Source organism: Anoxybacter fermentans (assembly GCF_003991135.1).
Lineage (GTDB): Bacteria > Bacillota > Halanaerobiia > DY22613 > DY22613 > Anoxybacter > Anoxybacter fermentans.
On the sequence record NZ_CP016379.1, the window covers coordinates 2,397,441 to 2,423,230 of the forward strand.

Below are 25,790 nucleotides of genomic sequence, written 5' to 3' on the forward strand. Positions count from 1 at the left end.
TCATCTCCCTCTATAAAATTTTTTCCAACCCTTTTCTTAATTCCTCTCTAACCTGCTCATCCTTTTCTTTTTGTAAAGCTCTGGCAAGTATTGTTTTTGCTTCTTTTCCCCCAATCTCTCCTATGGCCCAGGCCGCAGCCCCTCTGATGATAGGACGCGGGTCTTTTAAAGCCTCTTTAAGAATGGATATTGCATGAGGATCTTTTAAATTCCCCAGATTAATAAGAGCATTCCTCTGCAGGATACGTTTACCCCGCCAGGCCATAGCCGTTTCACCTACCAATTTCCGATATTCACGATTAGATAGCTTTAGAATCTGCTCTAAATCAGGTTTTTTCCCAAGTTTATGAACCTTAAAAATACCACTTCCCGGACGGGCTTTCTGATTATAAGGACAGACTTCCTGACAGGTATCACATCCCCAAAGCCTTAAACCCAATTTACGTCTAATCTTTTCATTAAACAGGCCTTTCTCCTGTGTATAATGTGACAGACATTCATTAGTTTGAATCTCTCCCGGTGCTTTAATTGCCTGTTGGGGACAGGCCTTAAGACAGAGGATACAATCACCACAGCCATTCTTCATAGGTTTATCTGGTTTTAAAGGAATATTGAGTAAAATCTCTCCCAAAGCCAAAAATGAACCATATTCAGGGTTAATTAAAGCTGAATTCTTCCCGAAAAAACCCAACCCGGCCCGATAGGCCACCTCCCGATCGATTAAAGGACCGGTATCAACAAAAATTTTTGCTTTTACCTCTGGATATTTTTTCTTTATAAAAGAGACCAGTTCCTCCATCTTTGACCGTAAAATTTTATGATAATCCTCAAATTGAGCAAAACGGGCCAGTTTTCCGTAAAATAATGTTTTATCATCTTCTTCCCCATCGTCTTCTTTTACCAGATAGGATATACCCACCGCAATTAATGAAGCAGCATCTTTCATTAAAAGTTTTGGAAAACAGCGCTTTTTAAAATCCATTTCCGTCCAGGGAGAAAGATAGCCCAGCCTTTTCATCTTCTCTAAACGATTATAGGCCTCATAAAAAGGTTTAGCAGTAGTAATTCCTATTAGATCAATTCCAATTTCCTTTGCATATTTTTTCAATCTTTCTTCAAAAGTCATTAACCTTCATTCCTTTTAAGTAATTTACTGATTAAACTGCAAAAAGCTAGTTTTGAGCGCTATTGAAATTCTTCGTTAAACCATCTTAGTGAGATTTCAGTCGAACTTTAGATGGTTCGAAAAATTTCTTTATAAAGCGAAAAATTAGCTTTTTGCAGTAAAATCATTTACTTTAATTTTATCCATTTTCCTTTCAACCTTACTCATTGGAATTAATCCAGAAAAAATCATCAATGCTGCTAAAAGAAAAACCCCCTGATAACCTATTTTGCTGATCATAAAAGATCCAAGGATAGGGCTTAAAATCCCTCGAATTCCCAAAAATGTTCCATAAATCCCCATATAGTGGTCAACATCATCTCCACCCATTTTGATCATTTGATTTATATAGCCCACATCCTGACTTGCTCCCGCTGCTCCCTGTAAACAGGAAGCTAGAATCAGCATCCAATAAGACTTGCTGAAAAAATAGATCAGTGGAGTAAATCCGTAAAGAATAATTCCTATATAAATATTAACCATACTCCGGGTACGATCATGTACCCAACCCCAGAGGGGGTAAGTCAAAAACCAGACCGGCAAATTGAAAATAGATAATAGGGCAATCTGACTACTAGTTAATTTAAGGACTTTCACCTGATAAATAGGATAGGCTGGATATGCAAAAAGATTTCCAAAGCCAAAGATGGAAAAACCCAGAATACACCAGACCATTGCTCGATCTCTAGAAAAAATATCAAAAATTTTTCCGATAGAAAATGCCCTAGGTTGATTTTCCACGACTTTGCTTTCCCTCTGTTTTTCATCAATACTGAGAAAAATCATACTGGAGATAACTCCGGCAAGACCCGCCAGAAGAAAAAGACTTTTAAATTCCAGATGATCAATCCACCACCCAGCAAGATAAGTAGCACTTACATGAGTTAATCCTAAAAGAAATTTAACCAATCCCATTAGTCGCCCCCGATACCTATCAGGGTAAATCTTCTTTAAAAGCCCATTATAAGCAGGGATAGCAATAGTAGCAATTATATTATGAAAAACCACCAGAATCACAAAAACAATTGGTGATTTTGTAAAGGCTAAAGGAAGAATCAAAAGCCGGGAGATTAACCAGGACCAGAAAATAATCGGAACTTTCCGTACACTCCGCGCACTCCTATAGCCCCAATAGATTGCAAACATTTGACCAAAAAACGGTGCCGTACTCAAAAGTCCTATCATTTGATCAGTTGCACCCAAACGAATTGCTATAATTGAGACAAATGGATATACTGCTCCGGCCAAAAGACCAAAAAATGCAGCAGATAGACTATCAACCCATAAATTATGTCTCACATCCGCATCTAATTTCCAATAGTAAGGAAACAATCGAGAAAAAAGTTGAAACATTTCTAATTCCTCCATATTCTATAGTATGATTAAACTGCAAAAAGTTAATTTTGAGCACCATAGAAATTCTTCGTTAAACCATCTTAGTGAGATTTCAGTCGAAATAAGGCCTCATCACAGTATCTGATAAACCAATCCATAAGTCGAGGACCCATGGATTACCCTGAAATCGAACTTTAGATAGTTCGAAAAATTTCTTTTGAAGCGAAAAATTAGCTTTTTGCAGTTTAATCATAGTATTTATTATACCTTTACAATATCCTCGCCCTAACTCCTTCTTTTATCCTTGCCTTAGACAATTAAAAATATTTCCCGGGAAAATTCGATAAAAAAGCTTACCAGACTTTATAGAAAAAAGTCGGTAAGCTTTTTTACAAATGTTAAAACACCTGATAGATAAAGAATTTAAGATACAGAGACTCCCGGTAACTCATCAGGATTGGATGATCTTTAGATTGATAGCGATATTCAACCAACCTGAGCTGTTTGCCCGCATCTGCAGCGGCATCCAAAATTACCTCTGTAAAGATTTCAGGGTACATATAATGTGAACAGGAAGCAGTAACGAGAAAACCACCTGGTTTGACAATCTTCATTCCCCTTAGATTGATCTCCTTATACCCCCGTTTAGCTCCTTCTATCGCACTCCGGGATTTGCAAAAAGCAGGAGGATCCAGAATAACCACATCAAACTTCTCTCCCCGGTCAGCATATTCCCTGAGTAGATCAAAGGCATTGGCTACCTCATATTTAACCCTATCCTCATAACCATTTAAAGCAACATTTTTTTTGACAAAATCAATGGCTTGTTCAGAAATATCCACAGCCGTTACTTCTCTTGCTCCATAGTGAAGGGCATGTAATGTAAATGCCCCAGTATGGCAAAAACAATCCAGAACCAGTGCATCTCTTACCAGAGGCTCTATGGCTGCACGATTCTCCTTCTGATCGAGAAAATAACCGGTCTTCTGACCTTCAGCCAGGTCTACCAGCATCCTAATCCCATTCTCCTCTATCTCTACAACGGTATCAAATTCACCTTTTAAAAAACCTTTCTTTTGTGGCAAACCTTCCAATTCCCGCACCGGGACATCATTCCGCTCATAAATTCCTTTCGGTTGAATAATCTCATCTAAAAGTTCCACAATCATCTCCTTATATTGATCAATCCCCAATGCCAGGGTCTGAATGACCAGATAATCACCAAATTTATCCACAATCAGCCCGGGGAGAAAATCAGCTTCTCCAAAGATTACCCTACAGCTAGATGTATCATAAAAACGCTTCCTATATTCCCAGGCCCGGGTAATACGGCGGCGAAAAAAATTCCTATCTATCTCTTCATCTTCCCGGGTTAAAAGCCGGATCCGGATTTTAGAATTGGGATTTATATAACCGCGGCCAATAAAGCTTCGAGCATGATTCAAAACATTTACAATATCCCCAGGTTTTACTTCTCCTTCGATCTTTAAAATTTCATTATCATAAATCCAGGGATGACCATTTTCAATACGGCGATTTTTACGTTTGCGTAAGATTACATTGGTCATGGCAAAACTCCTTTCCTGTTAATGATTATACTGCAAAAAACTAATTTTGAGCGACATAGAAATTTTTCGTCAAATCATCTTAGCGAGATTTCCAACGAAATAAGGCCTCATCACAGGAGGTGATGAGCTAGTCAGTCCCTTAGGAATTCTATCACTCAACATTACCTTCAACACCTTGATTAGACAGAAGATGAATATTTCCTTCTATACTCTTTTATTATTTTAACCCCATAACTTCATTAAAAAGCTTTTCTGAATTAACTTCAATTTTCCCGGACTGGAAAATGTTTTATCTCAGCAATAATCTACTGATAAATGGGTTTGGAAATATCTAATTTCTTCTTTCAAAATAACCATATTGGTCTGGTTAATCAAAACAGCAAAAAAAAACACCCATCTTCTGGGTATTTTAATCAAACCAGATCTTCCAGACCTTCTCCACCATTTTTTGCAGTTTCTAAATATGTCTTTATCAATTCTCTGCTCAGTTTATTATTTTCGATTAAATATGATGGATCTCCATCTCCGATTATCTTTCCTTCATTTAAAACTATACATCTATTTGCTAATCTTATAACATTAAGTTTATGTGAGATAATTATTCCTGATTTGCCCTTTATATGTTTTAATAAAATTTCCATCAAATACTTTTCGTTTAAGACATCTAGATTTGTAAATGGTTCATCCAAAATGAAAAATGGTTTGTTTACATACAGAAATCTTGCCAATTGTATCTTCTGTTTCTCTCCACCTGATACAAAATTTCCTCCTTTACCCAAAGGTCGGTTTCTAAGATGTTGTATCATTAAATATTCCAACTGACTGTAAATAATAAGAAATATTATCAAATATCAAATGTGGTGATATATTTTTAATTTCCTGACTAAATAATTTTACTTCACCATGGTAATCTCTTTCAAACCCAAGAAGTATATTAAGCAGTGTAGATTTTCCTTCCCCAGAAAGTCCTATTAACCCTACCAGATCACTTTTTTTATTAAAAAAGTGACATCTTTTAAAATTAGATTATTATTTTGAGCAAAAGAAAGGTTTCTTATAGTAATAATTTTTTCACTATTTTTCATATCCAATGTTGAGTCTTTATAAAATTCTTTAACTTTTTTAGCTTCTTTGAAATATTCTAAAACACTATCAATAGTTATAGCGCTCTCCAATATAACCCGACTGAATGTTTTAAATATGGATATTGGTTCAACTACAAAAGCAAAATAAGTCCAAAATGCCCACACTGCTCCAATAGTCATCTCGCTTTTCAGTACAAGATGAGAACAATAAAATAATATAAAAACTCTTGATATATACTACACAATCTCAGTAAAGATTTTATCAAGATTTATACGCTTAACCTCTGCAGCTATAGCAAGGTTTGTCATCTTTGTAAAAATTAAAGAATATTTTTTATCTCTTTTTTCTATAGCTTTACCTGCAATTATTTCATGAAGATTTTCAAAGGTTTCCACAATACTTCTCCCTAACTCCTGCCATTCTGTAAAATAGGGCCGCGTAGATTGATTTAAGAACTTTGAAAATAGCAACACAAGCAGAGTATTAGTAATATATACAGTAAATAATACTTTATTCCACAAAAATACAATAGATAAAACTACTATTGTTCTTATCACTAAAAATATGTTTTGAATAAAAACATAGTCAAGAACTACAAAAGCATTGTTTACCTGATCATTTAAAAGTTTAGCAAAATAAGCAGACCCTTTTTCTATAAATTTTTTAACCGGAAAATAAAACGAATATCTAAATATTTCATCTCTTATTTCCTGGGCTGCCTTATATTTATTTTTATTATATATTATGTCACCTAAATAAGATAATAATATTGCTGAACCATATAAAACTGCTAAAAGAATAATATTATTAAAATCTATTTCTTTAAATTTTTCTATTATATTTTTAATTAAGATCGGATAAATGATATTAAAAACAATTAGAAGTGATATCATGACTCCACCCAAAAATATCAACACCAATCTACGTTTATCTATAGATAACTATAGAATGAAAAAACCTTTCATCCTTAATTGACTATTTAGAAAATTTTGGTAGTTACACAACATAAACCAGTTAATCAACAAACCATAAATTAGTACAATTCATTACATTATAGTTATATCTTTTTTTCTAAATAAGATATTTTCTTTAAGTTTTTTATAATCTTCTTCACCTTTCCAATATGATATTTTTAAAAGTTTTAATGTACTTCTAAATCACTACCTGTCAATATGGTACAATTTGCTCCAATTATGAACCAGGTGTGATTTAAGTCTACATACTATACCAACCACTTAATTTATAATTCTTTACTCAACTTCTTTTTTCCTTTTTATTGCTGTTTAAAACCTTATCAGCCCTGATCCCTGATTTAAAATATAATAGATTTCTGTTTTGAGCTAAATCAAAAAACCTTTTCGATTCTGATTCTCACTTTTTTATACCTCCACTACCAATCCTATATTTGAGATATGAAATCTTTTTTTAGATTAATATAACCTCTTCTTTGAACTATAAACCCGTATAATTTTCCTTGAAAAAATTTAACCCGGTCGAAAAAATTCGACCGGGCCATTATCCTGTCTAATTAAAACTCAGGCTCAAGCAAACCATATTGACCATTTTTCCGCTTATAAACCACATTCACTTCTTCTGTAGCTGCATTAACGAAAACAAAGAAATCATGGCCAATTAAATCCATCTGCATTATAGCTTCTTCAACGGACATCGGCTTTATGGCAAAACGCTTGGTTTTTACAATCTTAGGTTCAACTTCTTCAATATCATCTACAATAAAACTATTTGCAAGATTAAGTTTAAACTCTTTCTTTCTTTCACGGATTTTGCGATTAATCCGGGTTTTGTATTTATGTACCTGACGTTCTAACTTATCAATTACACCATCGATAGAAGCATACATATCACCGGAACTCTCTTCCCCACGTAAAAGCAGCCCATCAACTTTTATGGTAACCTCTACAATATGACGATCCTTTTCTACTTCTAAACCCACCTGAGCTTCAATAAAAGCATCATTAAAATACTTTTCAATCTTACCAACTTTTTCTTCCACATAATTTTTTAACGCATTGGTTACTTCCAGATTTTTCCCGTAAATAGAAATTTTCATGTATACCACTCCTCCCGCCTTTTATTGTTAAATGTATTCGACAAAATGTGAATTAATTCCTTCCATATAATTCATTTTATATTAGTTCTTCTCTAGATTAAAACACATCTTTACTATCCCCTATACTATCCTGTATTAAAAAGAATTATTCCAATTTAGCTAATACTTATACAAGTCCTTTCGATTAACTTATCCACAAAATGTGTATAAATTATGTGGATAATGTGGATAAGTGTGTGAACAACCTGAAAAATCAAAGAATTTGAAGTGGATAATTTTTGGACAAAGATATAAAAAAACTGTGGAAAGTGTGGAAAACTTTCGTTATTAGATTAAGCTATGGATGATTATACTGCAAAAAGCTAGTGTTGAGCGACATAGAAATTTTTCGCCAAATCATCTTAGCGAGATTTCCGACGAAATAAGGCCTCATCACAGGAGATGATAAGCTAATCAAAGACCAGAAGGAACCTTTGATTAGAAAACCTTATTTCGGCGAAAATCGAGCTTTAGATGATTCAAAAAATTTCTCAAGAAACGAAAAATTAGCTTTTTGCAGTAAAATCATGGATAAAATTTATTTCTACATCATCCTCCCAGAAGCCAAAGTATAAACCCCGACCTTTTCTGCTCCTGCTTCTTTTAAAATTTTGGCAATCTCATTTGTAGTATTACCGGTAGTAAAAATATCGTCAATAATTAACCACCTTCCTCCTTTGATCTCTATTCCCTTTTTAAGACGAAATGCTCCCTCAAGATTTTTACGGCGTTGGTCTAAGGTAAGCTGATTTTGAGGGTGGGTCTCTTTTACCCTTTCAACCCAATCAAAGCAGGGTATTTTTAAATAAAACGACAGACCAACCGCCAATAAAAGAGCTTGATTATATCCTCGCTCATGCAACCGACTTTCGTGCAGGGGTACCGGAATTAATCCATCCCATTTCTCTTCTTTAAAAATAATGTAATATTGCCTTACCATCAACTCCACCATAGGATAAATTAATTGTCGCTCACCATAATATTTTAAGCGATATATCAGTTCCTTAATCAAACCTGTGTATAAAACTGCACTACCCACCAGGTCAATATGTTGTTCAAAAAGCTCAGGTAACTTTTTTAAACCTTTTCCCGCAAAAAAATTCATCTCATTTAAACATTGATGGCAGATTCCTAACTGAATTTCCCAACTTATAAGCTCATCTTTACATAAACTACATCTGGCCCTTTCAGGATAGATCAAATTTAAAATGCCATTAATCAACCTTCTCATCTAAAAGCCCCCTCTCTCTGGCTATCTCATTCATCCTGATAATCCATTCCCTGGCTTTTTTCATCTCTTTGGAGATAACATGTCCCACAAACCAGACCTTTCCATAAGGAGCCTTAATTGAACGTCCTGCTCTCCCGGCCATCTGGATCAAACTCTGATAATTAAAGATCTCCTCCTGATTTGCATACAAAACTAATACATTACTTTTTGGTACAGTCACTCCCCGCTCCAGAATAGTCGTAGTAACCAGAACAGGAAAATCACCCTGCAAAAACTCTTTCACCTTCCTGAAACGTTCCTGGTCTTTACTATGAGTATATTGAACCCAATAGGCCAAACCTATCTCTTTATAAAATTCCTGTAATGATCTGCCAAAAATCTCTACCATCCTGCGGGTAGGTAGAAAAATATATAACTGGGCCAGATCTTTATAAATCGTCTCCACAATCCATTCATTCACCTGGTCTGGCATCCGGGAAAATTCCGGTACTGTTGGTAGTTTTATAGATTTAAGAATTGGAACAGGAACCTCTTTTTTATGAAATCGTACCGGCAGACTCAGAACCCGTAATTTACCCGACCTGACCTGTCGTAAAAGATCTTCACCAGGTGTTGCACTTAAATATATCAATCTGCCATCTTTTTTTCTACTCCGCTCTATAAGCCTTTTTAGCCATTTATCACCCTGATATGGATAGGCGTCCACTTCATCAAAGATAATTAAATCAAAAGCCTGATAAAATCTAACCAACTGATGTACAGTAGCTACAGTTAATTGGGCCTGTATTAGTTTATTCTCCGCACCGCCATATAAGCCCACCAGACTGACCTCGGGAAAAGCAGCTTTTAATCGCTCTTCCATTTGCCTGACCACTTCACGTCTGGGAGAAGTAAACAATACCCGTCCGCCCCGTTTCAAAACTTTGGCAATCAGATCAAAAGTTATCTCAGTTTTTCCCGCACCACAGACTGCCCATAAAAGCCAGTCTTGCACTTCTTCATCTTCAAACGCATTACTTAATTGTTGAGCCAGTTTCCGTTGGTAAAATGAGAGGGAAAAAGAGTAATGCGGCTTATAGCTTTCAATCTCCTTTTTCCCCAATTTTACCCCATCTTTTCTCCTGAAAAGGGGTCGGCAGGTTAAACTCTCTCCCATAGATAAACATTGAGGGCAATACCAGATCATCTGACCACAAATTCCGCATTTTGTCGGCTTTAAACCTTCATTACCGCACCTTATACAAATGGATTTTGCAGGTAAATTGGCAGGAATCATCTCAACTTTACCGCTGACCAATAATGAAATCAAATTCTTTTTAATCCTTGAAACCGACTGGTACAAACCCATTTCTTTTAACCCTTCTGCAATTTCAGAAAAGTAAAAGTTCCTTCCTCTAAGCATTGCTGCCACCTGCTGAACTTCTTTTTTCTCGACTGTCCTGGTCTCTTTTATCAGTGGGATACTTTTAAAAGATACCGGCCGGACCATAGGAAAAATTTCAACTTCCTTATCTTGAAACCAACTCTCTCTTTTAAGCCATTTTTTCATCCTCTTAATCAGCCATTTCTCATTTTTATGATTCCATCTATTTAACCAGGATAACCGATCCAATCTTTCCTTAAGCAGATAAGCTGAATAAAGACTTATAAAGCCTGTCAATGGCCAGAACCATTCATACCCTTCCTTAATAAGTTCTACCTTATCTAGAGCCAGATCATAAGTTATGGCCTTTTTGACCTGATAAAAACCTTTCCTTACCCGCCCCGCCAGATAGAGCTGTACCCGGCAACACTTCATCACTTTACCACCTTTTCCCTCAAAAAATAAAGAGCTGTTTCTGGCATATACCAGAAACAGCTTGAGCTTTTTTATTCAAGATTTTACTGCAAAAAGCTAATTTTTCGCTTCAAAAAAAATTTTTCGAACCATCTAAAGTTCGATTTCAGTGACTTGATTAGCTCATCAATCCTCATATGAGGCCTTATTTCGACTGAAATCTCACTAAGATGGTTAAACGAAAAATTTCTATAGCACTCAAAATTAACTTTTTGCAGTTTAATCATTTAATAATTAGCAACTTCATTTTCAAATTTATATCTGAGCTGATGAATCTTTCGTCTGGATCGCTGTAATGCATTATCCACAGTTTTAATAGTTTTGTCTAATTCTTCTGAAATTTCTTTATATGATTTAGATTCCAGGTAACTGGTAAAGACCTTCCATTCCAGAGGGGTAAGAACTTTTTTTAGTTCCTGAGTAATCTCCTCAAGCATTTCTTTATTTATTAAGTCCCTTTCAGGATCCATATTTTCATCGGGTAGTATGTCCAATAGGGTACGACCTCGCCCGCCGTCATCTTTTGTATATTTAAGATTCCGATCAATAGATGTTGATGTATTAAGCGGCAGGTGTTTTTGACGGTTAGCCATCTTAACAGCTGATATCAGTTGGCGATTTACACATAAATGTGCAAATCCTCGAAAAGATGCTTCTCTCATAACTTTATAATCACGAATAGCTTTATAAAGTCCCACCAATCCTTCCTGGATAACATCCTCTTTATCTAAACCTTTAATGTAAAACAGTCTGGATTTGGAATAAACAATATCCATATTCGATTTGATTAAATACTCCTCTGCTTCACGATCACCATTCTGTGCCAGCAAAATAACTTCATCCTCTGTCATGTTCTCAAACCTACTAGTCTTCTTATTTGTGGATTTGCCCATTTAATCCCCACCTTTATTTCAGTTTTGTACCCCCGGACTTAAAAAAATCGACCCTCTGAAAATTTGTCGAAAATAGTTCTCTCACCACCTTTTATATAATTTTTTGTTGTATATTGTAATTTTTGTTGATTAAAAAATATACCTTTCCCTTTTTAACAACTTTAGAATTTCTATTTGAATTTTTCAACATAAATATTATATTTTTTAACGATTACAACACCTTTATATTATACACTTTTTGCTATTATTTGTCAAGTGTCAAATTTTAGTAAAAAAACCCGGGAAAAATATTACCCAGGCTTGACTATCTCAGACTGCAAAAAGCTAATTTTTCGTTTTAAAAGAAATTTTTCGAACCATCTGTGATAAGGCTATTCTTTTCAATCTCACTAAGATGGTTTAACGAAAAATTTCTAGGGCACTTAAAACTAGCTTTTTACAGTTTAATCATTTATTTTTTCACTTTCTGCATCGGTCATAATCTGCAAAAGAAGATTTAAATTATCGATCAATTCGTGCTGACGTTCCATTTCAATCATTTCTAGATCCTTTTCAAACTTTTCCCGTCTTTTTTCTAAAATAGTTTCAGTACAGATCCGCCCTTTCTTCGTTAATTTCAATCTTACAACCCGACGGTCTTCTTCATCTCTATACCGTTCTACTAATTCAACTTTCTCCAGACGATCTATTAATCCAGAAACTGTACTGCATGCAAGAAACATCTGGTCACAAAGTTCTCCAATAGTAATCCCTTCCTCCCTATATATATTTACCAGTGCAAAAAATTGGGGCGGAGTAATTGCCGACTCCTTAAGACTATCTCGAAGACGTTTGTTCATAATTCGTGCAATTTTGCGAATTAAATCTTCAATTTCTGCCGCTGTACGCTTAAGTTCATTACTCATTACTCATACTCCTTTCTAATAAAATTTCTATAGCCAATTTCGTAAATTAATAATTTGAAAAAACTTTTCCAGACAAAGTCTTAAATTTCCTCCAACAAGAGGAACTGTTAAAAAAATCATAAATAAGTGTAAAACCCAAAAAAAGTTATATTCAAAGAGACTTAAATCTTCAAACTCTTTTTCCACCTCTCCGGTTTCTTCTTTTTTATCTTTTCTTATCATTTTCTTTCCCACCTATCTTTTAATTCTTTTCGTTTAGTAATATATATTAACCGATTTTTTATTGTAATATATCCTTCTTTTTGTAATTGACTTAGAATCCGGGATACTGTTTCCCTGGAAGCGCCTATCTGATTGGCAATGATTTGATGAGTAACCCTTTTTTTTAAAGGAACTGGATCATCATCTTCATTTTCATCAGCATATTGAAGTAAAAATTGTACAAGCCGTCCCTGAACATCTTTAAAAGTAAGTGATTCAATCTGCTGATTGGCTCTCCTTAATCTCTCTGTCAATTGAACAATCATTTTTAAAGCAATCTCAGGATATTGATCTATCAAATCACTAAAATGTTTTTGATGTATTACACCTAATCTCGTTTTTGACATTGTCTCAGCAGTAGCCGAACGTGTCTTCTTATCTATTAAAGCCATTTCACCAAAAAAATCACCCGGGCCAATCAATGCCAGATTTTTTTCCCTTCCATCCGGGGAGATTTTATATATTCTAACTTCACCCGACAAAACCAGATAAAAATTATCACCTACTTCTCCTTCGAAGAAAATAATCACATTGCGTTCAAATTGACGGATAACCATGATCTCAATAACCCGGGTAAGTTCTTCATCTGTTAATCCCCCAAAGATCGTCTCATTTTTTAAAAAGGTCTTAATATCAATAACTCTCACCCCCTTTAATTCAAACTTCTAATCCTCATCCTCTTCTTCGTCTTCATCATCTTCTTCATCTTCATCATCTTTTTCATCTTCATCACCTTCATCTTTATCATCAAAACCTTTAGGATGTTCTCCTCTACCCTGTCCATTCATAGCTTTTTTGACAGAAGCAGAATTTTTATCTTCAACTTCCTCAGTTTCTTCATCATCTTTAACATCTTTTTTTGCTTTCATTTTTTTTTCAGATACATCATGTTCATCCTCATCATCCTGATAATTAATCATATTTTTAATTTCTTCTTTCTTTTTCATTTTCTCTACGCCATAAGCCCAATCCTTCAACATCTTTTGATCTTTCTCATCAACTTCAAAAGGTTTAACAGGTTTTTTTCGACCAACAACCCGAGTTTTATATCCACTTGTTACATAAACTTTTTCTTTGGCCTTTTTCTGTTTTACTTCTACCAATCCTTCACCAACTAAAACTTCCGTAGTTTTCTGGCTCACTTTTACATAAAAAACAGTTCCCCTAACACCTGCAACTGCATTGGGGGTTTCAACTTTAAACTTAAGCATTTTTGATAAAGTCTTTTCAACTTTTACCCAAATTTGCCCCATTTTTAACCAAATAGAAGAAGAACGTTCCTTAGAAAAAAATTCACTTTCTCCAATACGGATAGTTGTATTCTCAAGGATTCTAACCCGGGTTTTATTATGAAACTCAATCTCCAAATAGCTATCATTTCCTACTTTCACCCAATCATTGGCTAACAATTCCTGACCTGGCTGAACATCTTCCCATGCCCAAAATTTCCACCAGGGAGCCCGAAAAAATTTTACCTTACCTGAAAAACTCACAATTACAGCTTCTCCCTCTTCTGCAGCAAAATTATATGAAATAGGTAAGATAATAAATAAAATCAGAAAGATAATAAACCCTATTTGCCAGATATTTTTTCCCATTACCTATCTCACTCCTTTTTTAAGCGATAGATTGTAATCATACCTTCAATACCCTTAATCTCAACTTTCTCTTCAGTTAATTCCTCAGTAATATCTAAAAGTTTTCCCACTTCCTCAGTCATCACCAATTCCCCTGGCCCTGCCAGTTCTTCTAACCTGGATGCTGTATTGACTGTATCTCCAATTACGGTAAAATCCATTCTTTTATAAGAACCAATATTTCCTGAGATTACAGGGCCATATGCTAACCCCATACCGACAGGCAAAGGCAGTTCTTTTTCGATAACTTTCTTTAATATTTCTAGAGCAGCAAAAAATGCCCGCTTTAAATCATCCTTACCTTCCACTGGAGCGCCAAATACTGCCATCAATCCATCCCCAAGATATTTATCCAGGGTTCCTTCAAAGGCAAAAATCACCTCTGCAAAGAGCTTAAGATACTGATTCAATAAATCTACAACTTCCTTCGGTCGATGTGAATGGGCATAGGCAGTAAAACCCCGAATATCGATAAAGAGAACTGCCGCTTTCTTCTCTTCACCACCCAATTCAATCTCCTTAGTCCCATCCAGTACCTGCTGTAAAACCTGTGGTGCCAAATACCGATGAAAAGTTTCGTATAGTCTGGCTTTCTCTTTATTTGACAGAAAATATGAAACCAACATTCCAACAATTAGACTTCCTCCTAGAAAAAATAATATCGGAAAATAAGGTAAAAGTAAATTGTGATTGATGAAAAAATAAAAACTGCATAAATAATATCCAATACTAAAAAGTATAAAAACTGACAATTTAGTAATTGGCTTCCATCTAAAAGCTGAATAACCACTCATCAGTGCAATTATGGTTAAAAGTATAAGTCCGTAATGTAAGGGTAAAGGTTTAATATAATCTCCTGTAAGAAGTGTATTGAGCTGATGTGCATGAATTTCAACCCCAGAGATCAAACCAAATTGGGAGAATGGTGTGACAAACTGATCTCCTAAAGCCGGGTCCAGCGCACCTACAAGAACAATCTTTCCAACAAAAAGATTCCGGGGATAATTTCCCTTAAGAATATCAACATATGAATAGGTAGGATAACTTCTGGCTGGACCGGGATAATTAATCCAGAAAGGCTGGTCAGGGTAAGTAACTTCCGGTTGATAAAGTTTTGCTATCTGGAGAGCAAAAGAGGGTACTCCATCTAAATAATTAAAACCTCGTCTAATTGCTCCATCCAGGTCAGGAATCAAATTAATATGACCTGCTCTGGAAACCCGATCAAAAACAGGTAAAGGTCTGTAAATCTTATTGACTTCTATTTCCTCACCTAAAAAACCCCGGTATATTGTCAAATCCAAAGTTATAGGTAATACAACCCCTATTTTTTCCATAGTTTCTGCTAAAGACCTGTCAACCATTGCATCATATGGTTGATCGAAAATAAGATCCATACCTACAACTTTTGCTCCTGCTTTTTTTAACTCTTTAAGAAGAGCTATATGGGTCTCTCTGGGCCAGGGCCAGCGCCCCAACTCTTTAAGTGAATTTTCATCAATCCCAACAATTACTATCGGGCTTTCTTTTTGCTCTTCACTTAGAAGATATTTTATAAAAAAGTGATGATTAATTATCCAATATTCAAAAGATTTAAAGAGGTCCATCATGTACAAACCGATAGCAACCAGATAAATTACGAATAACCAGAGATAAACTTTTTCTTTCAAATCCTGTCTTCCTTTCTCTGTTGAAAAGGTGTATGCCAAGATCTGACATACACCTTTCTTACCTACCAACTTAAAACTAAATATCTGTTCTCAGACCAAAAACCCAACCCTGGGTCTCACTCTGACCGACAAATTTCTGCCAACCAGCCTGAAAATAAGATCGAGCAGATAATTGATAATCTAGACCAGCAAAATAGCCTATCTTTTCTGTTGTCATCGAATAAGTTACTCCACCATGTAATTGGATAAAACTATTATGATCTTTTGAAAAGACAATACCAAGAATTTTATTAACTGGAGTCTTATCATCAAAATCACTATGTAAGCCTACACGTCCTGCTACATTTAGATTACGTTCTTCGTGGAGTTTAAACTTAATAAACGTATCAAGGTAACTAGCCGGTGAAGTATAGATATACCGTCCCTCCAAAGCCAGGGTTGAGGTTAACCCATATTCGCCTTCTAATACTATAGCTTTAACCTTTTCAAAAGCCTGTACGTTATAACGAATAGTGAGACGGTTAGGTACAACTTCACCATTACCTATAGCAAAAATATCTTCAGTTGTAAATACCGCAATGAGTAACAGAAAAGTCATCCAGAAAATCACTCGTTTCATTTTGCATTCCCTCCACTTACTTATGATTTAATAGTTGGTTCGACTATCCCACTGCAGCGAATTACTTCTAGCCCTTCCTTTTCATATCTCTCAATCAGCTTATTAATACCTACTGAATCGCTGGCCATATGTCCAGCAACAATTACATTGCCAATATTTTGCTCTCGAACAGCATTAAGTACCTCTTCTTTCATATGCATTACCACCAGTGTACCGATACCAGCTTCAAAATAAGCTTTGGCCACATCCGGCCCACCACCGGTACCACCGGCCATAGTGACAAAGACTTTACCCGCATAGTCATCTTTACTTCCAACCCGAATTTTAGGTTTGGCTCTGGTATTTTGATATTCAGGCAATTCCATTAAAGCATCAACAACATCCTGTAATGTAGCTTCAGGTTTGTTCTTCAATCTTTCATCCAGATGATTCTGAACTGTAGTCTCAGCCAGAATATCACAAGGAGTATGTATCGCCACAAAAGGCATATTTAACAATCTAGCAGCAGAAGCAACCCGATCATAATTTGAAGAATGTAAAGCCCTTTCAATTTTATCCTGTTGCTTTTTTAAAGCTTTTTGGGCTTTATTGATAGGAACACCCGCAACTACCATACGTTTAATCTGATTGGACATAACCTGATATAAATTTATCTGCGGGTCCCCTGACTTGGGATGATGGGTAATTACACAATCTACATCTAAGTGTTTGGCAAGGAGAAGTTCAGAAGTTTCCATATCCACTCCAAATAAAATCCTTTTAATCCCATCACCCTCTACAATAATTCCAGAGTCCTCTGGAATCTCGTCTAATCCTGCTAATTCTAATGCTATCTCCATTAACCTCTTAGTATTCATTTTATAGCCTCCTTTGCACATTCACCCTATAATATATTTATTCGAGGTTTCTACTTAATTTTCCTGCTACAACTGGTATTCAAAACCAATAGAAATAGAATGTCGTAGTTTATCTGATATAACCTGCTCATCAAAATAATTTTGTCCAGAGAATTTGTACTGGCTATGAAGTGAAAAACCTTGCCAGAGTTCCTTCTCCCAGCTTAAAGCAAATCCCATAAGAAAATTATCTTTAATAGTTAAAGGATAGATTTCCTGCTGTAAATTCATCCTACACTGGATTTTATCTAAATCCTTGAGCCTTATGGACAATTCTAAATTTGTACCTAAAAAATAATAATTTTTCGTTTCAGAACTGGGATATTTTTTATCCCTCAATCTCAGTTCTGTTTTTAAACGTACTGGATTATTGATTTGATAGGTATAGTTAGCTATAAAATCAAAAGTATAACTATCGTATTGATCTTCTTTAAGAAAATCATTCTCATGATAAAGAACTTTAAAATAATAATAACTTTTCGGAGAAAGCTTCTGCTTAAATTTAAGCCAGCTTTCCCGGAAGATATAATCATCCCCTACCCCTTCTTCACTCTCATACAATCGCTGGCCCTCTTCATAATTACCAGATATAACCGGTCTATAATCTCCCGCAATACAAGAAAACGAAACTGAAGTAAAAAGGATAATACCCAAAAAAATGATGAAAGAGATTTTTTTCATGAAAAAACCCCCTTTTAGTTTCCTGTTCTACTAAAAAAAAGCCCTGGTAATTATAATTAGGGCTTTAAACTAATCACTTCCTGTAATTTCTCTTTTTAACTATTGCCTATTAGTTCTTTAAATTTCCTAATTTGATCTAAAGGAATAGTGTACCTTGAGTTTTTTTTACCGCACCTTCAACTTTATTGATAAATTTGCTAACAAAATGATCAAAATGATCAAAAAGATCCTGTCTATCCTCCTTATTTACTACTGCTACATCTTCTATCAACTCATAGTGTAAAAGATATTCTTTTATAACCTCTAGCTTTGCACCATTAGTAAATACGAATGTAATTTTCCTTCTATGCGGATGAACTCCTACTACATTATCAATTACCTGTCGACCACCCCGAATAAAGTAAAGAATGTAACTCACATCTATTCACTCCTTTTTATAAAAAACAAAACATATTGCAAATTTTTAAATTTTTACTTCTATCATATATGCATAACATTAACAAATTTAACTATTTTTCAATTTAATTTTACTATATAGTTCACTCTATGTCAAGCAATTGTCCAAAAAAAATTTTTCTTTAAAACTCTTTTGAAGCAACTGTTGACAATTTTAAGCAATTGAGTTATAATATAAACTGCGGGGAGGAAAATGATATGACTTTAAATATTGAGAAAATAGGTTTAAAGATAAAAGAATTAAGAAAAGCTCATAACCTAACTTATGCTGAATTTGGCAATAAAACGGGCGTCTCTGGGAGTTACATTAGCCAGATAGAAAAAAATAAGCGTAAACCTTCTTTAGAAATTCTTTCCCGAATTGTTGATGCTTTTAATATTTCCCTGGCTGAGCTTTTAAATGAAACAGAAGAAGAATTTAACATTGGTAAAGAGTTAAGAAATATTCGTGAAGCAAAGGGAATGAGTATTCATGAATTATATGAAAAATCTGGTGTATCATTTTTTAAACTTGGCCAGGTTGAAAATGGTACTGAAACACTAACCCCTGAAGAGATCGAAAAAGTTGCTAAAGCTCTGGATATTAAAAAAGAGCGCCTCTTTAAAGGAGTTGAGAATAATTTAGAACGGATCAGGGAATTATGTACTAATCTGGGTCTAAAAGAATCGAGTATTGAGCTCATTATGGAATTTATTGAAAATGAGCTTAAAAAATAAAGTTTGCAAAGTTTTTCTCACTCTAACATCCTATCCCCTACAATATGGAGGACCATAATGATTCCTCACCTTTCCCCTTTTTGGTTCTCCTCTTTAATTCCGGTTCTTATGAACCGGTATTTTTTTTTAAAAAAAATTATCCCATCTAAACAAATCTTTAGATAATTAAACTGCAAAAAGCTAATTTTGAGCGTCATAGAAATTTTTCGTTTAACCATCTTAGTGAGATTTCAGTCGAAATAAGACCTCATCACAGGTTGTGATGAGCTAATCAAGGGCCAGGAGACCCCATTGATTAGTGTGCCTTATTTCGACTGAAATCGAACTTTAGATGGTTAAACGAAAAATTTCTTTTGAAGCGAAAAATTAGCTTTTTGCAGTAAAATCTTAGATGGGATAATTTTAATCAAAAGTTATTCATTTTGATTTAATTGTAATCGCAATTGCTGATATAAAAGGTCAGCTAAAGAACTGTCTTTTCTGGTAGCTCTTTTAGCAATCTCTTCATCCATCATATCTTCAAATATCTCTTCTGCAAATCCTCCATCAATTAACTTTGATTTATGAACGGTTTTACGCATCTCTTTAAAAACCATTTGCATAAATATAGCTTCAAAATCCTGACAGGCCTTATACAGGGCTTTATCTTTTTTCTCACTCTTCTTCAATCCTTTTTCAATTTGATCCATCTTTCCCTTTATATGTTCCAACCGAAACTGATCCGGATAGAAGGAACTTCTAATGAAGGTGTTCAATAATATCACATCCTCTCTAAATCAATTCAATCTGAGCATATAATGCTCCTGCTTCTTTCATTGCCTGCAAAATTGCTATAATATCCCGGGGGGATGCGCCAATGGCATTTAATGCTTTGACTACATCGCCAATAGTAGCTCCTGTTTTTAACTCAACCAGCTGTTCTCCTTTTTCTTCTACATTAATCTGAACACCTGTTCCTGTCTCAATCCAGGTATTTCCTGCTTCATCTATAGTCTGAGTGGTCTCTTCCTGGGTCGAAATAGTCACTGTCAAGTTACCATGGGCTACTGCAACTGTGGAAATCCGCACATTATGACCTATAACAATCGTTCCGGTTCGCTCATTAATTACAACCTTTGCAGGCATTGATGCCCGTACCTGTAATCCTTGAATCTGAGCTACAAAATTAACTACATCATTTCGGTATTCTATAGGAACCTTTACCCGGACCCGACCGGCATTGATTGCTTTTGCTAATTTAACCTTTTTATCCAGAAATCTAAAATGTTCATTTATCGTCTGAGCTATAAGATGAGCTGTCTCAAAGTTAGCTGCATGAAGGAGAAAATCAATCTCAGTTTTATCATTTAAATCAGGTTCCAGGGTCTGTTCAACAATAGCACCATTTGGTATACGTCCTACCTGTAGATGATTTTGCTGCATACTGCTTCCTCCACTTTTGGCTCCAAAACCACCTACGGATATTGGTCCTTGAGCTGCAGCATAAATCTGCCCATTAGGTGCTTTTAATGCCGTAAGGAGCAAAGTTCCTCCCTGCAAACTTTTTGCATCTCCTATCGAGGAAACAGTAACATCTAACTGATCACCTGCTCTTGCAAAGGGAGGTAGGGTTGCTGTAACCATGACAGCAGCCACATTTTTTGCTCTGGCCTGAGATGGATCAGTAATTATTCCATACTGATTTAATAGGTTTTTCAGCATCTGAAAAGTCGGACTGAATCTGCTGTCACCTGTACCATCAAGCCCGATAACCAATCCTATTCCCATCAGCATATTGTTCCTGACCCCATCAATTCTGGTCAAATCCCTGATATAGACCATAGGGTCTTCAATACTTGCTGCATTAATCTCTGGAATACAGGTGAAAATCAATCCTACTAATATGAAAATTATTAAAAGCTTCTTATTCATCTCAACCAACTCCATTTATACCTTTAAAAGAGCCAATTAAAGATTTTCTCAAATATACCTGATTTTTGTTTGTCGCCTACTACTCCTTCTCCTGTATAACGGATCTCTACATCAGACATATATATCGATTCAATGGTATTATCTGCTTTGATATCCCTTTGACGAATAACTCCGGTAATCTCAATTTCTTGACTTTCTCCATTAATATTAATAGTTTTTAAACCTCTAACTACCAGATTTCCATTAGGTTGTTTGTCGATCACCCGAGCAGTAATTTGGGCATTGAGCAATCCCTGCCGGACAGTTACTCCATCTGCTTCATTTTTATCACTATATTTCAATGAAAAAGTTTTGATAAAATCAAAAATTCCCAGACCAGGTCCCGCTCCCAATGACGAATCTTGAGAAGTTTCTGTACTGGCCTTCTGGGAAGCAGAAGACTTTTCAACGATAATAATGGTCACCAGATCCCCTATCTCAGATGCTACTTTATCTTTATAAATATCTGCCGCCTTATCATCCCAGAGGCTAGTAGCAGAGACCGATATCGGTAATAATAGACAGAATAACAGAGCATAAATTATAACTCTCTTCATAATAGACACCCCTCATTCTACCTTTACCTGGACCTGTCCAACATCAGTTACCATTGCCAGAATCTTTTTTCCGGAACTTATATTTTCTACCCAGATCCATTCCCCTTTAGCACCATCTTCTAAAGCTCTACCGATGGTCTGAATATGAATCACCCCATAATTAGCAACAATTAGCACTTGATCATTACGATGTATCAATTCAGGTTCTGTTAAATATTCTTTTAAAAGGACCGTACCTTCACTTAAAGAACGCTTTGTCTCTTTCCCTATTAACTCTTCTTCTGAAAAGACTGGTTCACCAGAAATCCGGGTAATATCCATATATCTTAATTCAATCATGTCAGAAGTAATAATTGTCTTCCTTTCAATAGGTTTTAAAGTAACAAAAACTGACTCATAAATCTGAACTTCCAGGTTTAAATAAATACGTTTATATACCTTCCCATCTATGAAAATCGTTACAGGTAATGAAATATATCCCCGTAATTCACCACCCTGATACGGCCCAACTTTAACCTGATAATCTCCCATAGGAAGCCTGATTTCAGGAAAGCCCCTTACCAGATTAATTCTTATATCATTAAACCGGGAAAGTTGACGGTAAATATAATCTTCAACCAACTGCATAACCATCTTTTGATCCAATAATTGAGCAGCCCTTTTAACCACTATTCCTTTATGAGATAGATTTGTAAAATTGATCATTTCTATATCGATCCCATGTTGCTTAAGAATCGACAGAATAGTATCTGGAGCCAGTGTAAAACGTCCACCAGGTAAAGGAGCAGGGCCCAGATCAATGTTTTTTAATCTCTCAACTAATTCTCCTTCACCTTCGATTATGGCAATCTCACCTAAATACATTCGCTCTTTTAAAACCTCTACTTCTGGTTGAAAACTGATTTTCACATTCTCTTCTCCATTAACCATCAATGAAAACAGAAATAGGATAATTAATACAAAAACAGTGTTCCAATTAAGAAGTTTCATAAACTATCACACCTATCTCTTCAGGTTACTTACTGTTCTCAACATCTCCTCAGAAGCCTGAATGGTCTTGGAATTGATCTCATAAGCACGTTGAGCAGTAATCATATTAACCATTTCCTCTACCACCTGAACATTAGACATCTCCAGATAACCCTGGGCAATAGTACCAAAACCTTCCATTCCAGGATTGCCAATAATTGGAGCCCCTGAAGCTACAGTAGCTTTGAAAAGATTTCGACCAGAACTACTTAAACCGGCCGGATTAGCAAAGCGAGCCAGTTCTAATTGACCAATTTCCTGAGGCTCCTCTTCACCAGCCAACATTACAGAAACAGTACCATCAGCATTTATGTTAATTCCTACTGCATCTTCAGGTATGTATATTTCCGGAAACAGGGGATAACCGTCAGAAGTAACGATTCGACCATCTCCATCCTGTTTAAAAGAACCATCTCTGGTATAAGCGGTAGAACCATCAGGTAACTGTATCTGGAAAAACCCATCACCTTCTATTACTAGATCAAGAGGGTTACCTGTCTGTTGAAAATTTCCCTGAGTGAACAAACGCTGCACAGATGCAGGACGAACACCGTTACCTATCTCAATACCATTAGGCGAAATGGATCCCTGAGCATTGGGTGTTCCAGCTTCCTTAATAGTTTCATACATTAAATCCTGAAAATTTACCCGGCTTTTCTTAAAACCAGCAGTATTTACGTTCGCCAGGTTATTGGCAATATTGTCTATATTCAATTGCTGTGCCTGCATTCCTGAAGCAGCAGTCCATAATGATCTAATCATCTTTTACACCCTCCTTTATTTAATCAGATATCACTTCTATCAATCAGCAATATCTATATTCGTCCTCACAATTATTAAATCCAACCTGATTATCCATTAGTACGTCCAACATCATTGACTGCTTTTGACAGAGTCTCATCCTGGGATTGAATCATCTTTTGACTGACTTCATAGAGACGGGTAGCAGTAATTAATTGAGTCATTCCCAATATAACATTTACATTGGAACCTTCCAGATATCCCTGACGTACCAATCCTTCTGCTCTCGTTTCCCTTATTCCTCCACCAGCACGATAAAGATTTTTACCTACCTTTTCTAACTGCTGTAAATCAGCAAAGTCCACCAACCTTATCCGGTCGCTCTGAACTCCGTCAATCTCTATTATACCATCTTCTCCGACTGCAATCGGTTTTCCAAAAGTCTCAATTGGTCCATTTTCCCCCAGGACTGGATAACCATCTTCTGTTACCAGTTGACCAAATTGATTTAAAGTAAAATGTCCGCTCCGGGTATAAGCAATACCCCAGGGAGTCTGAACTACAAAAAAGCCTGGCCCTTCGATAGCTAAATCCAGCGGATTATCTGTTTTTTGCAAATGGCCCTGCTGAAAGTTAGTAAATGTTTCAACCACTTTACTTCCTGTTCCCTTTGAGCCAATGAAATGCTCTCCTGATTCGTCAAGACGACTCATTAATATTTCAGGAAAAGATTGATATACTACCTGTTCACTTTTAAATCCAGTAGTATTAACATTTGCCAGATTATTGGCCAAAACATCATTTTCTCTTTTGAAAGCAATCATTCCCCGGGCCACCGTATATAATCCATTTAACATAATTTTCACCCCCTCATACTACAAATGCATCAATTCGGCAATAATCTCATAGATATTTGCACCTTTTCTAAATTGGTATCTACCTACCCTTAATTTACGGTCCAGATTCAAAAGTTTTACTATTCTTAAAAACTCTTTTTCATCTACAATCTCCTTCTCTGCCAACCGTCGAGCAATATCTACTGCCAGATCTCCCGGTTTTACCTCAAACTCCACCCATCTAATCGGTTCTAGAACTGGTTCTGTGTGTTCTGGAACAGGGTTTGCATCTGATACTTGAACAGATTTTGTTACCGGTTCCGGGACGGGTTCTGTATTTGACATTGGATGAGGTTCTAAGTCGGGTTCTTCAACCGATTCTATATCCGGTTTTATAAATTCTGGATTGAATTCAACTGGTTCTGATTCGGTCTTTATATCTGATATCGGTTCAGGTTCTGGATTAGGTTCTTCTATTGGTTCTGGATAATTTAAGTCAGGAATATCTAACCTAAAGCGGGATATCTGATAATACACAATCTCTCGCTCAGGTTTTATTACAGTCTTCCCATCACCAGGGTAAAATTGATCTGAAAAAACCCAGATTAATGCTGCGATAACTAAACCAATTCCAATTCCGGTTATCAGCAAACTCCAATAAAACCCCTTATACACCAATTCCGGCTCCTTTCTTTCGCAATTTGACTACCAGTTCTACTTCTCGATACCCCAAATTTAACTTTCTGGCAATCTCTTCGACAGAAAGCCCCTCTTCAGAAAGTTTTACAATCTGATTGTATCTAGCAAGGGCTTCTTTTTCCAAAAGCCGGGTTTTTGAAGGAATTAAAGGCTCTTCAGACCTGTTTCTTAAATCGAGTTCCTCTTCTTTTCTTCTGAAACGTTCAGATTCATATAACTGGTCTACCAAACGGTCCGCTTCCTGGTAAGCTATCTTTTTTGCTAGAATCTCCGAAAAGACGGGATCAGAGAGTTCTAAATTCCACTCTTTTACCTTTTTAATAATTGCCTTTATCTCAGATTCTTTTTCCCGTAACTCTTCAATCAATGTATCCAGTTCTTTTCCAATATTTCTGATACTTTCTTTTGTCTTGACCAGTTCAATAACCTGTTCAATTGAATTTGCTTTTACTTCACCGACCCTTTCAGAATTTATCTTTCTATTTATCCTATATGTGGAAATTAATGAGATTAAAATCAAAAACATTCCGACACCCAATATCAGATATGCAACCAACAAGACACGTACCTCCTTAGTTAGACTCGAATGTCAATTATATGACCTCGATCATCATCAAATGGATTTTTTTCCTCCATACTATCTTTTTCTTCATTTTTCGTCTTTTTCCTCTCTTTTTTTTCCCTTTTTTTTCTTCCAGATTTCTCGTCAGAACGGACCCGCTTACCTTCAGATTGGTTACTTTCTGTCACCTGTTTTTGTCGGATCTCATGCTCTTTTTGCTGCTGGACTGCCAATTCTTGCTGCTGTTGCTGTTCAGCCACAGCCCGTATTTGCTCAATCCTATTAACCTCTAAAGATTTGGACAGCAAATGGCGCCCGTTAATGGGTTGGGTCATAACCCTTCACCACC

The 25,790-nt window shown here is 35.8% G+C and carries 28 protein-coding genes and 1 pseudogene; 1 reads left to right on the forward strand and 28 read right to left on the reverse strand.

Going from position 1 to position 25,790, the window contains the following annotated elements:
* Positions 1–10 precede the first annotated feature (10 nt).
* From queG to BBF96_RS10985, 19 genes and pseudogenes are all read right to left on the reverse strand, one after another.
* Complete coding sequence (gene queG / locus BBF96_RS10890) at positions 11–1,126, reverse strand: tRNA epoxyqueuosine(34) reductase QueG (protein ID WP_127017177.1); 1,116 nt, start codon at positions 1,124–1,126, stop codon at positions 11–13.
* A gap of 144 nt (positions 1,127–1,270) precedes the next feature.
* Positions 1,271–2,518: an MFS transporter gene (locus tag BBF96_RS10895; RefSeq protein WP_164731021.1), complete on the reverse strand. Its 1,248-nt coding sequence runs from the start codon at positions 2,516–2,518 to the stop codon at positions 1,271–1,273.
* Between the two features lie 380 nt (positions 2,519–2,898).
* Positions 2,899–4,068: a class I SAM-dependent rRNA methyltransferase gene (locus BBF96_RS10900; RefSeq protein WP_127017179.1), complete on the reverse strand. Its 1,170-nt coding sequence runs from the start codon at positions 4,066–4,068 to the stop codon at positions 2,899–2,901.
* Positions 4,069–4,481: 413 nt separating this feature from the next.
* A pseudogene (locus tag BBF96_RS10905) lies at positions 4,482–5,052 on the reverse strand (ABC transporter ATP-binding protein).
* Positions 5,046–5,333: an ABC transporter ATP-binding protein gene (locus BBF96_RS10915; RefSeq protein ID WP_127017181.1), complete on the reverse strand. Its 288-nt coding sequence runs from the start codon at positions 5,331–5,333 to the stop codon at positions 5,046–5,048. The pseudogene BBF96_RS10905 and the gene BBF96_RS10915 overlap by 7 nt, the downstream one beginning before the upstream one ends.
* Before the next feature lie 57 nt (positions 5,334–5,390).
* Positions 5,391–6,059, reverse strand: coding sequence for an ABC transporter ATP-binding protein (locus BBF96_RS10920; protein ID WP_127017182.1), 669 nt, complete (start codon positions 6,057–6,059; stop codon positions 5,391–5,393).
* Between the two features lie 623 nt (positions 6,060–6,682).
* Complete coding sequence (hpf, locus tag BBF96_RS10925; protein WP_127017183.1) at positions 6,683–7,225, reverse strand: ribosome hibernation-promoting factor, HPF/YfiA family; 543 nt, start codon at positions 7,223–7,225, stop codon at positions 6,683–6,685.
* 583 nt (positions 7,226–7,808) lie between these two features.
* Positions 7,809–8,495, reverse strand: a complete 687-nt coding sequence (locus BBF96_RS10930; RefSeq protein WP_127017184.1) for a ComF family protein — start codon at positions 8,493–8,495, stop codon at positions 7,809–7,811.
* A complete protein-coding gene (locus tag BBF96_RS10935) occupies positions 8,479–10,293 on the reverse strand; it encodes an ATP-dependent helicase ComFA (protein ID WP_127017185.1) in 1,815 nt (604 codons plus the stop codon). The genes BBF96_RS10930 and BBF96_RS10935 overlap by 17 nt, the downstream gene beginning before the upstream one ends.
* Before the next feature lie 266 nt (positions 10,294–10,559).
* Positions 10,560–11,225: an RNA polymerase sporulation sigma factor SigH gene (gene sigH / locus BBF96_RS10940; protein ID WP_127017186.1), complete on the reverse strand. Its 666-nt coding sequence runs from the start codon at positions 11,223–11,225 to the stop codon at positions 10,560–10,562.
* Positions 11,226–11,668: 443 nt separating this feature from the next.
* On the reverse strand, positions 11,669–12,130 hold the full coding sequence (locus BBF96_RS10945; RefSeq protein WP_127017187.1) for a MarR family winged helix-turn-helix transcriptional regulator: 462 nt from the start codon (positions 12,128–12,130) through the stop codon (positions 11,669–11,671).
* A gap of 27 nt (positions 12,131–12,157) precedes the next feature.
* Positions 12,158–12,352, reverse strand: a complete 195-nt coding sequence (locus BBF96_RS10950; protein ID WP_127017188.1) for a hypothetical protein — start codon at positions 12,350–12,352, stop codon at positions 12,158–12,160.
* Positions 12,349–13,038: a Crp/Fnr family transcriptional regulator gene (locus BBF96_RS10955; RefSeq protein ID WP_127017189.1), complete on the reverse strand. Its 690-nt coding sequence runs from the start codon at positions 13,036–13,038 to the stop codon at positions 12,349–12,351. The genes BBF96_RS10950 and BBF96_RS10955 overlap by 4 nt, the downstream gene beginning before the upstream one ends.
* Positions 13,039–13,056: 18 nt before the next feature.
* Positions 13,057–13,989, reverse strand: coding sequence for a FecR family protein (locus BBF96_RS10960; RefSeq protein WP_127017190.1), 933 nt, complete (start codon positions 13,987–13,989; stop codon positions 13,057–13,059).
* A gap of 8 nt (positions 13,990–13,997) precedes the next feature.
* A complete protein-coding gene (locus BBF96_RS10965) occupies positions 13,998–15,698 on the reverse strand; it encodes a CHASE2 domain-containing protein (protein WP_127017191.1) in 1,701 nt (566 codons plus the stop codon).
* A 76-nt stretch (positions 15,699–15,774) separates the two neighbouring features.
* The gene (locus BBF96_RS10970; protein ID WP_127017192.1) at positions 15,775–16,317 is read right to left on the reverse strand and encodes a hypothetical protein; all 543 of its coding nucleotides are present in this window, start codon (positions 16,315–16,317) and stop codon (positions 15,775–15,777) included.
* 20 nt (positions 16,318–16,337) lie between these two features.
* Positions 16,338–17,174, reverse strand: a complete 837-nt coding sequence (locus tag BBF96_RS10975; RefSeq protein ID WP_127017193.1) for a Nif3-like dinuclear metal center hexameric protein — start codon at positions 17,172–17,174, stop codon at positions 16,338–16,340.
* A gap of 66 nt (positions 17,175–17,240) precedes the next feature.
* Entirely contained in the window at positions 17,241–17,894 is a 654-nt protein-coding gene (locus tag BBF96_RS10980) for a hypothetical protein (RefSeq protein WP_127017194.1), read from the reverse strand.
* A gap of 136 nt (positions 17,895–18,030) precedes the next feature.
* The gene (locus tag BBF96_RS10985) at positions 18,031–18,312 is read right to left on the reverse strand and encodes a hypothetical protein (protein WP_127017195.1); all 282 of its coding nucleotides are present in this window, start codon (positions 18,310–18,312) and stop codon (positions 18,031–18,033) included.
* 236 nt (positions 18,313–18,548) lie between these two features.
* Here BBF96_RS10985 and BBF96_RS10990 point away from each other — a divergent pair, with 236 nt between their 5' ends.
* Positions 18,549–19,067 carry a helix-turn-helix domain-containing protein gene (locus BBF96_RS10990; RefSeq protein ID WP_127017196.1) on the forward strand — a complete coding sequence of 173 codons (519 nt, stop codon included), beginning with the start codon at positions 18,549–18,551 and terminating at the stop codon, positions 19,065–19,067.
* Positions 19,068–19,480: 413 nt separating this feature from the next.
* Here BBF96_RS10990 and BBF96_RS10995 read toward each other — a convergent pair whose 3' ends face one another.
* From BBF96_RS10995 to BBF96_RS11035, 9 genes are all read right to left on the reverse strand, one after another.
* Positions 19,481–19,822: a rod-binding protein gene (locus BBF96_RS10995; protein WP_127017197.1), complete on the reverse strand. Its 342-nt coding sequence runs from the start codon at positions 19,820–19,822 to the stop codon at positions 19,481–19,483.
* Between the two features lie 16 nt (positions 19,823–19,838).
* Complete coding sequence (locus tag BBF96_RS11000) at positions 19,839–20,978, reverse strand: flagellar basal body P-ring protein FlgI (protein ID WP_236777810.1); 1,140 nt, start codon at positions 20,976–20,978, stop codon at positions 19,839–19,841.
* Positions 20,979–21,001: 23 nt separating this feature from the next.
* A complete protein-coding gene (locus BBF96_RS11005; RefSeq protein ID WP_127017199.1) occupies positions 21,002–21,574 on the reverse strand; it encodes a flagellar basal body L-ring protein FlgH in 573 nt (190 codons plus the stop codon).
* Between the two features lie 12 nt (positions 21,575–21,586).
* On the reverse strand, positions 21,587–22,564 hold the full coding sequence (flgA, locus tag BBF96_RS11010) for a flagellar basal body P-ring formation chaperone FlgA (protein ID WP_127017200.1): 978 nt from the start codon (positions 22,562–22,564) through the stop codon (positions 21,587–21,589).
* Between the two features lie 12 nt (positions 22,565–22,576).
* Positions 22,577–23,365: a flagellar basal-body rod protein FlgG gene (flgG, locus tag BBF96_RS11015; protein ID WP_127017201.1), complete on the reverse strand. Its 789-nt coding sequence runs from the start codon at positions 23,363–23,365 to the stop codon at positions 22,577–22,579.
* A gap of 89 nt (positions 23,366–23,454) precedes the next feature.
* On the reverse strand, positions 23,455–24,201 hold the full coding sequence (gene flgF / locus BBF96_RS11020; protein ID WP_127017202.1) for a flagellar basal-body rod protein FlgF: 747 nt from the start codon (positions 24,199–24,201) through the stop codon (positions 23,455–23,457).
* An 18-nt stretch (positions 24,202–24,219) separates the two neighbouring features.
* On the reverse strand, positions 24,220–24,855 hold the full coding sequence (locus BBF96_RS11025; RefSeq protein ID WP_127017203.1) for a hypothetical protein: 636 nt from the start codon (positions 24,853–24,855) through the stop codon (positions 24,220–24,222).
* Positions 24,848–25,438: a DUF6115 domain-containing protein gene (locus BBF96_RS11030; protein WP_127017204.1), complete on the reverse strand. Its 591-nt coding sequence runs from the start codon at positions 25,436–25,438 to the stop codon at positions 24,848–24,850. Before BBF96_RS11030 ends, BBF96_RS11025 begins: the two co-directional genes overlap by 8 nt.
* A gap of 17 nt (positions 25,439–25,455) precedes the next feature.
* Positions 25,456–25,776, reverse strand: a complete 321-nt coding sequence (locus tag BBF96_RS11035; protein ID WP_127017205.1) for a hypothetical protein — start codon at positions 25,774–25,776, stop codon at positions 25,456–25,458.
* Positions 25,777–25,790: the final 14 nt, after the last annotated feature.

What these genes read in the sequence shown, in the direction of transcription:
- BBF96_RS10895 (WP_164731021.1), bottom strand. Translation starts at nt 2,518, where the DNA reads ATGTTTCAACTTTTTTCTCGATTGTTTCCTTACTATTGGAAATTAGAT.
- sigH (WP_127017186.1), bottom strand. Translation starts at nt 11,225, where the DNA reads ATGGGCAAATCCACAAATAAGAAGACTAGTAGGTTTGAGAACATGACA.
- BBF96_RS11005 (WP_127017199.1), bottom strand. Translation starts at nt 21,574, where the DNA reads ATGAAGAGAGTTATAATTTATGCTCTGTTATTCTGTCTATTATTACCG.
- BBF96_RS10970 (WP_127017192.1), bottom strand. Translation starts at nt 16,317, where the DNA reads ATGAAACGAGTGATTTTCTGGATGACTTTTCTGTTACTCATTGCGGTA.
- flgG (WP_127017201.1), bottom strand. Translation starts at nt 23,365, where the DNA reads ATGATTAGATCATTATGGACTGCTGCTTCAGGAATGCAGGCACAGCAA.
- BBF96_RS10945 (WP_127017187.1), bottom strand. Translation starts at nt 12,130, where the DNA reads ATGAGTAATGAACTTAAGCGTACAGCGGCAGAAATTGAAGATTTAATT.
- BBF96_RS10975 (WP_127017193.1), bottom strand. Translation starts at nt 17,174, where the DNA reads ATGAATACTAAGAGGTTAATGGAGATAGCATTAGAATTAGCAGGATTA.
- flgA (WP_127017200.1), bottom strand. Translation starts at nt 22,564, where the DNA reads ATGAAACTTCTTAATTGGAACACTGTTTTTGTATTAATTATCCTATTT.
- BBF96_RS10900 (WP_127017179.1), bottom strand. Translation starts at nt 4,068, where the DNA reads ATGACCAATGTAATCTTACGCAAACGTAAAAATCGCCGTATTGAAAAT.
- BBF96_RS10960 (WP_127017190.1), bottom strand. Translation starts at nt 13,989, where the DNA reads ATGGGAAAAAATATCTGGCAAATAGGGTTTATTATCTTTCTGATTTTA.
- flgF (WP_127017202.1), bottom strand. Translation starts at nt 24,201, where the DNA reads ATGTTAAATGGATTATATACGGTGGCCCGGGGAATGATTGCTTTCAAA.
- BBF96_RS11035 (WP_127017205.1), bottom strand. Translation starts at nt 25,776, where the DNA reads ATGACCCAACCCATTAACGGGCGCCATTTGCTGTCCAAATCTTTAGAG.
- BBF96_RS10935 (WP_127017185.1), bottom strand. Translation starts at nt 10,293, where the DNA reads ATGAAGTGTTGCCGGGTACAGCTCTATCTGGCGGGGCGGGTAAGGAAA.
- BBF96_RS10990 (WP_127017196.1), top strand. Translation starts at nt 18,549, where the DNA reads ATGACTTTAAATATTGAGAAAATAGGTTTAAAGATAAAAGAATTAAGA.
- BBF96_RS10950 (WP_127017188.1), bottom strand. Translation starts at nt 12,352, where the DNA reads ATGATAAGAAAAGATAAAAAAGAAGAAACCGGAGAGGTGGAAAAAGAG.
- queG (WP_127017177.1), bottom strand. Translation starts at nt 1,126, where the DNA reads ATGACTTTTGAAGAAAGATTGAAAAAATATGCAAAGGAAATTGGAATT.
- BBF96_RS11000 (WP_236777810.1), bottom strand. Translation starts at nt 20,978, where the DNA reads ATGAATAAGAAGCTTTTAATAATTTTCATATTAGTAGGATTGATTTTC.
- BBF96_RS10930 (WP_127017184.1), bottom strand. Translation starts at nt 8,495, where the DNA reads ATGAGAAGGTTGATTAATGGCATTTTAAATTTGATCTATCCTGAAAGG.
- hpf (WP_127017183.1), bottom strand. Translation starts at nt 7,225, where the DNA reads ATGAAAATTTCTATTTACGGGAAAAATCTGGAAGTAACCAATGCGTTA.
- BBF96_RS10915 (WP_127017181.1), bottom strand. Translation starts at nt 5,333, where the DNA reads ATGACTATTGGAGCAGTGTGGGCATTTTGGACTTATTTTGCTTTTGTA.
- BBF96_RS10980 (WP_127017194.1), bottom strand. Translation starts at nt 17,894, where the DNA reads ATGAAAAAAATCTCTTTCATCATTTTTTTGGGTATTATCCTTTTTACT.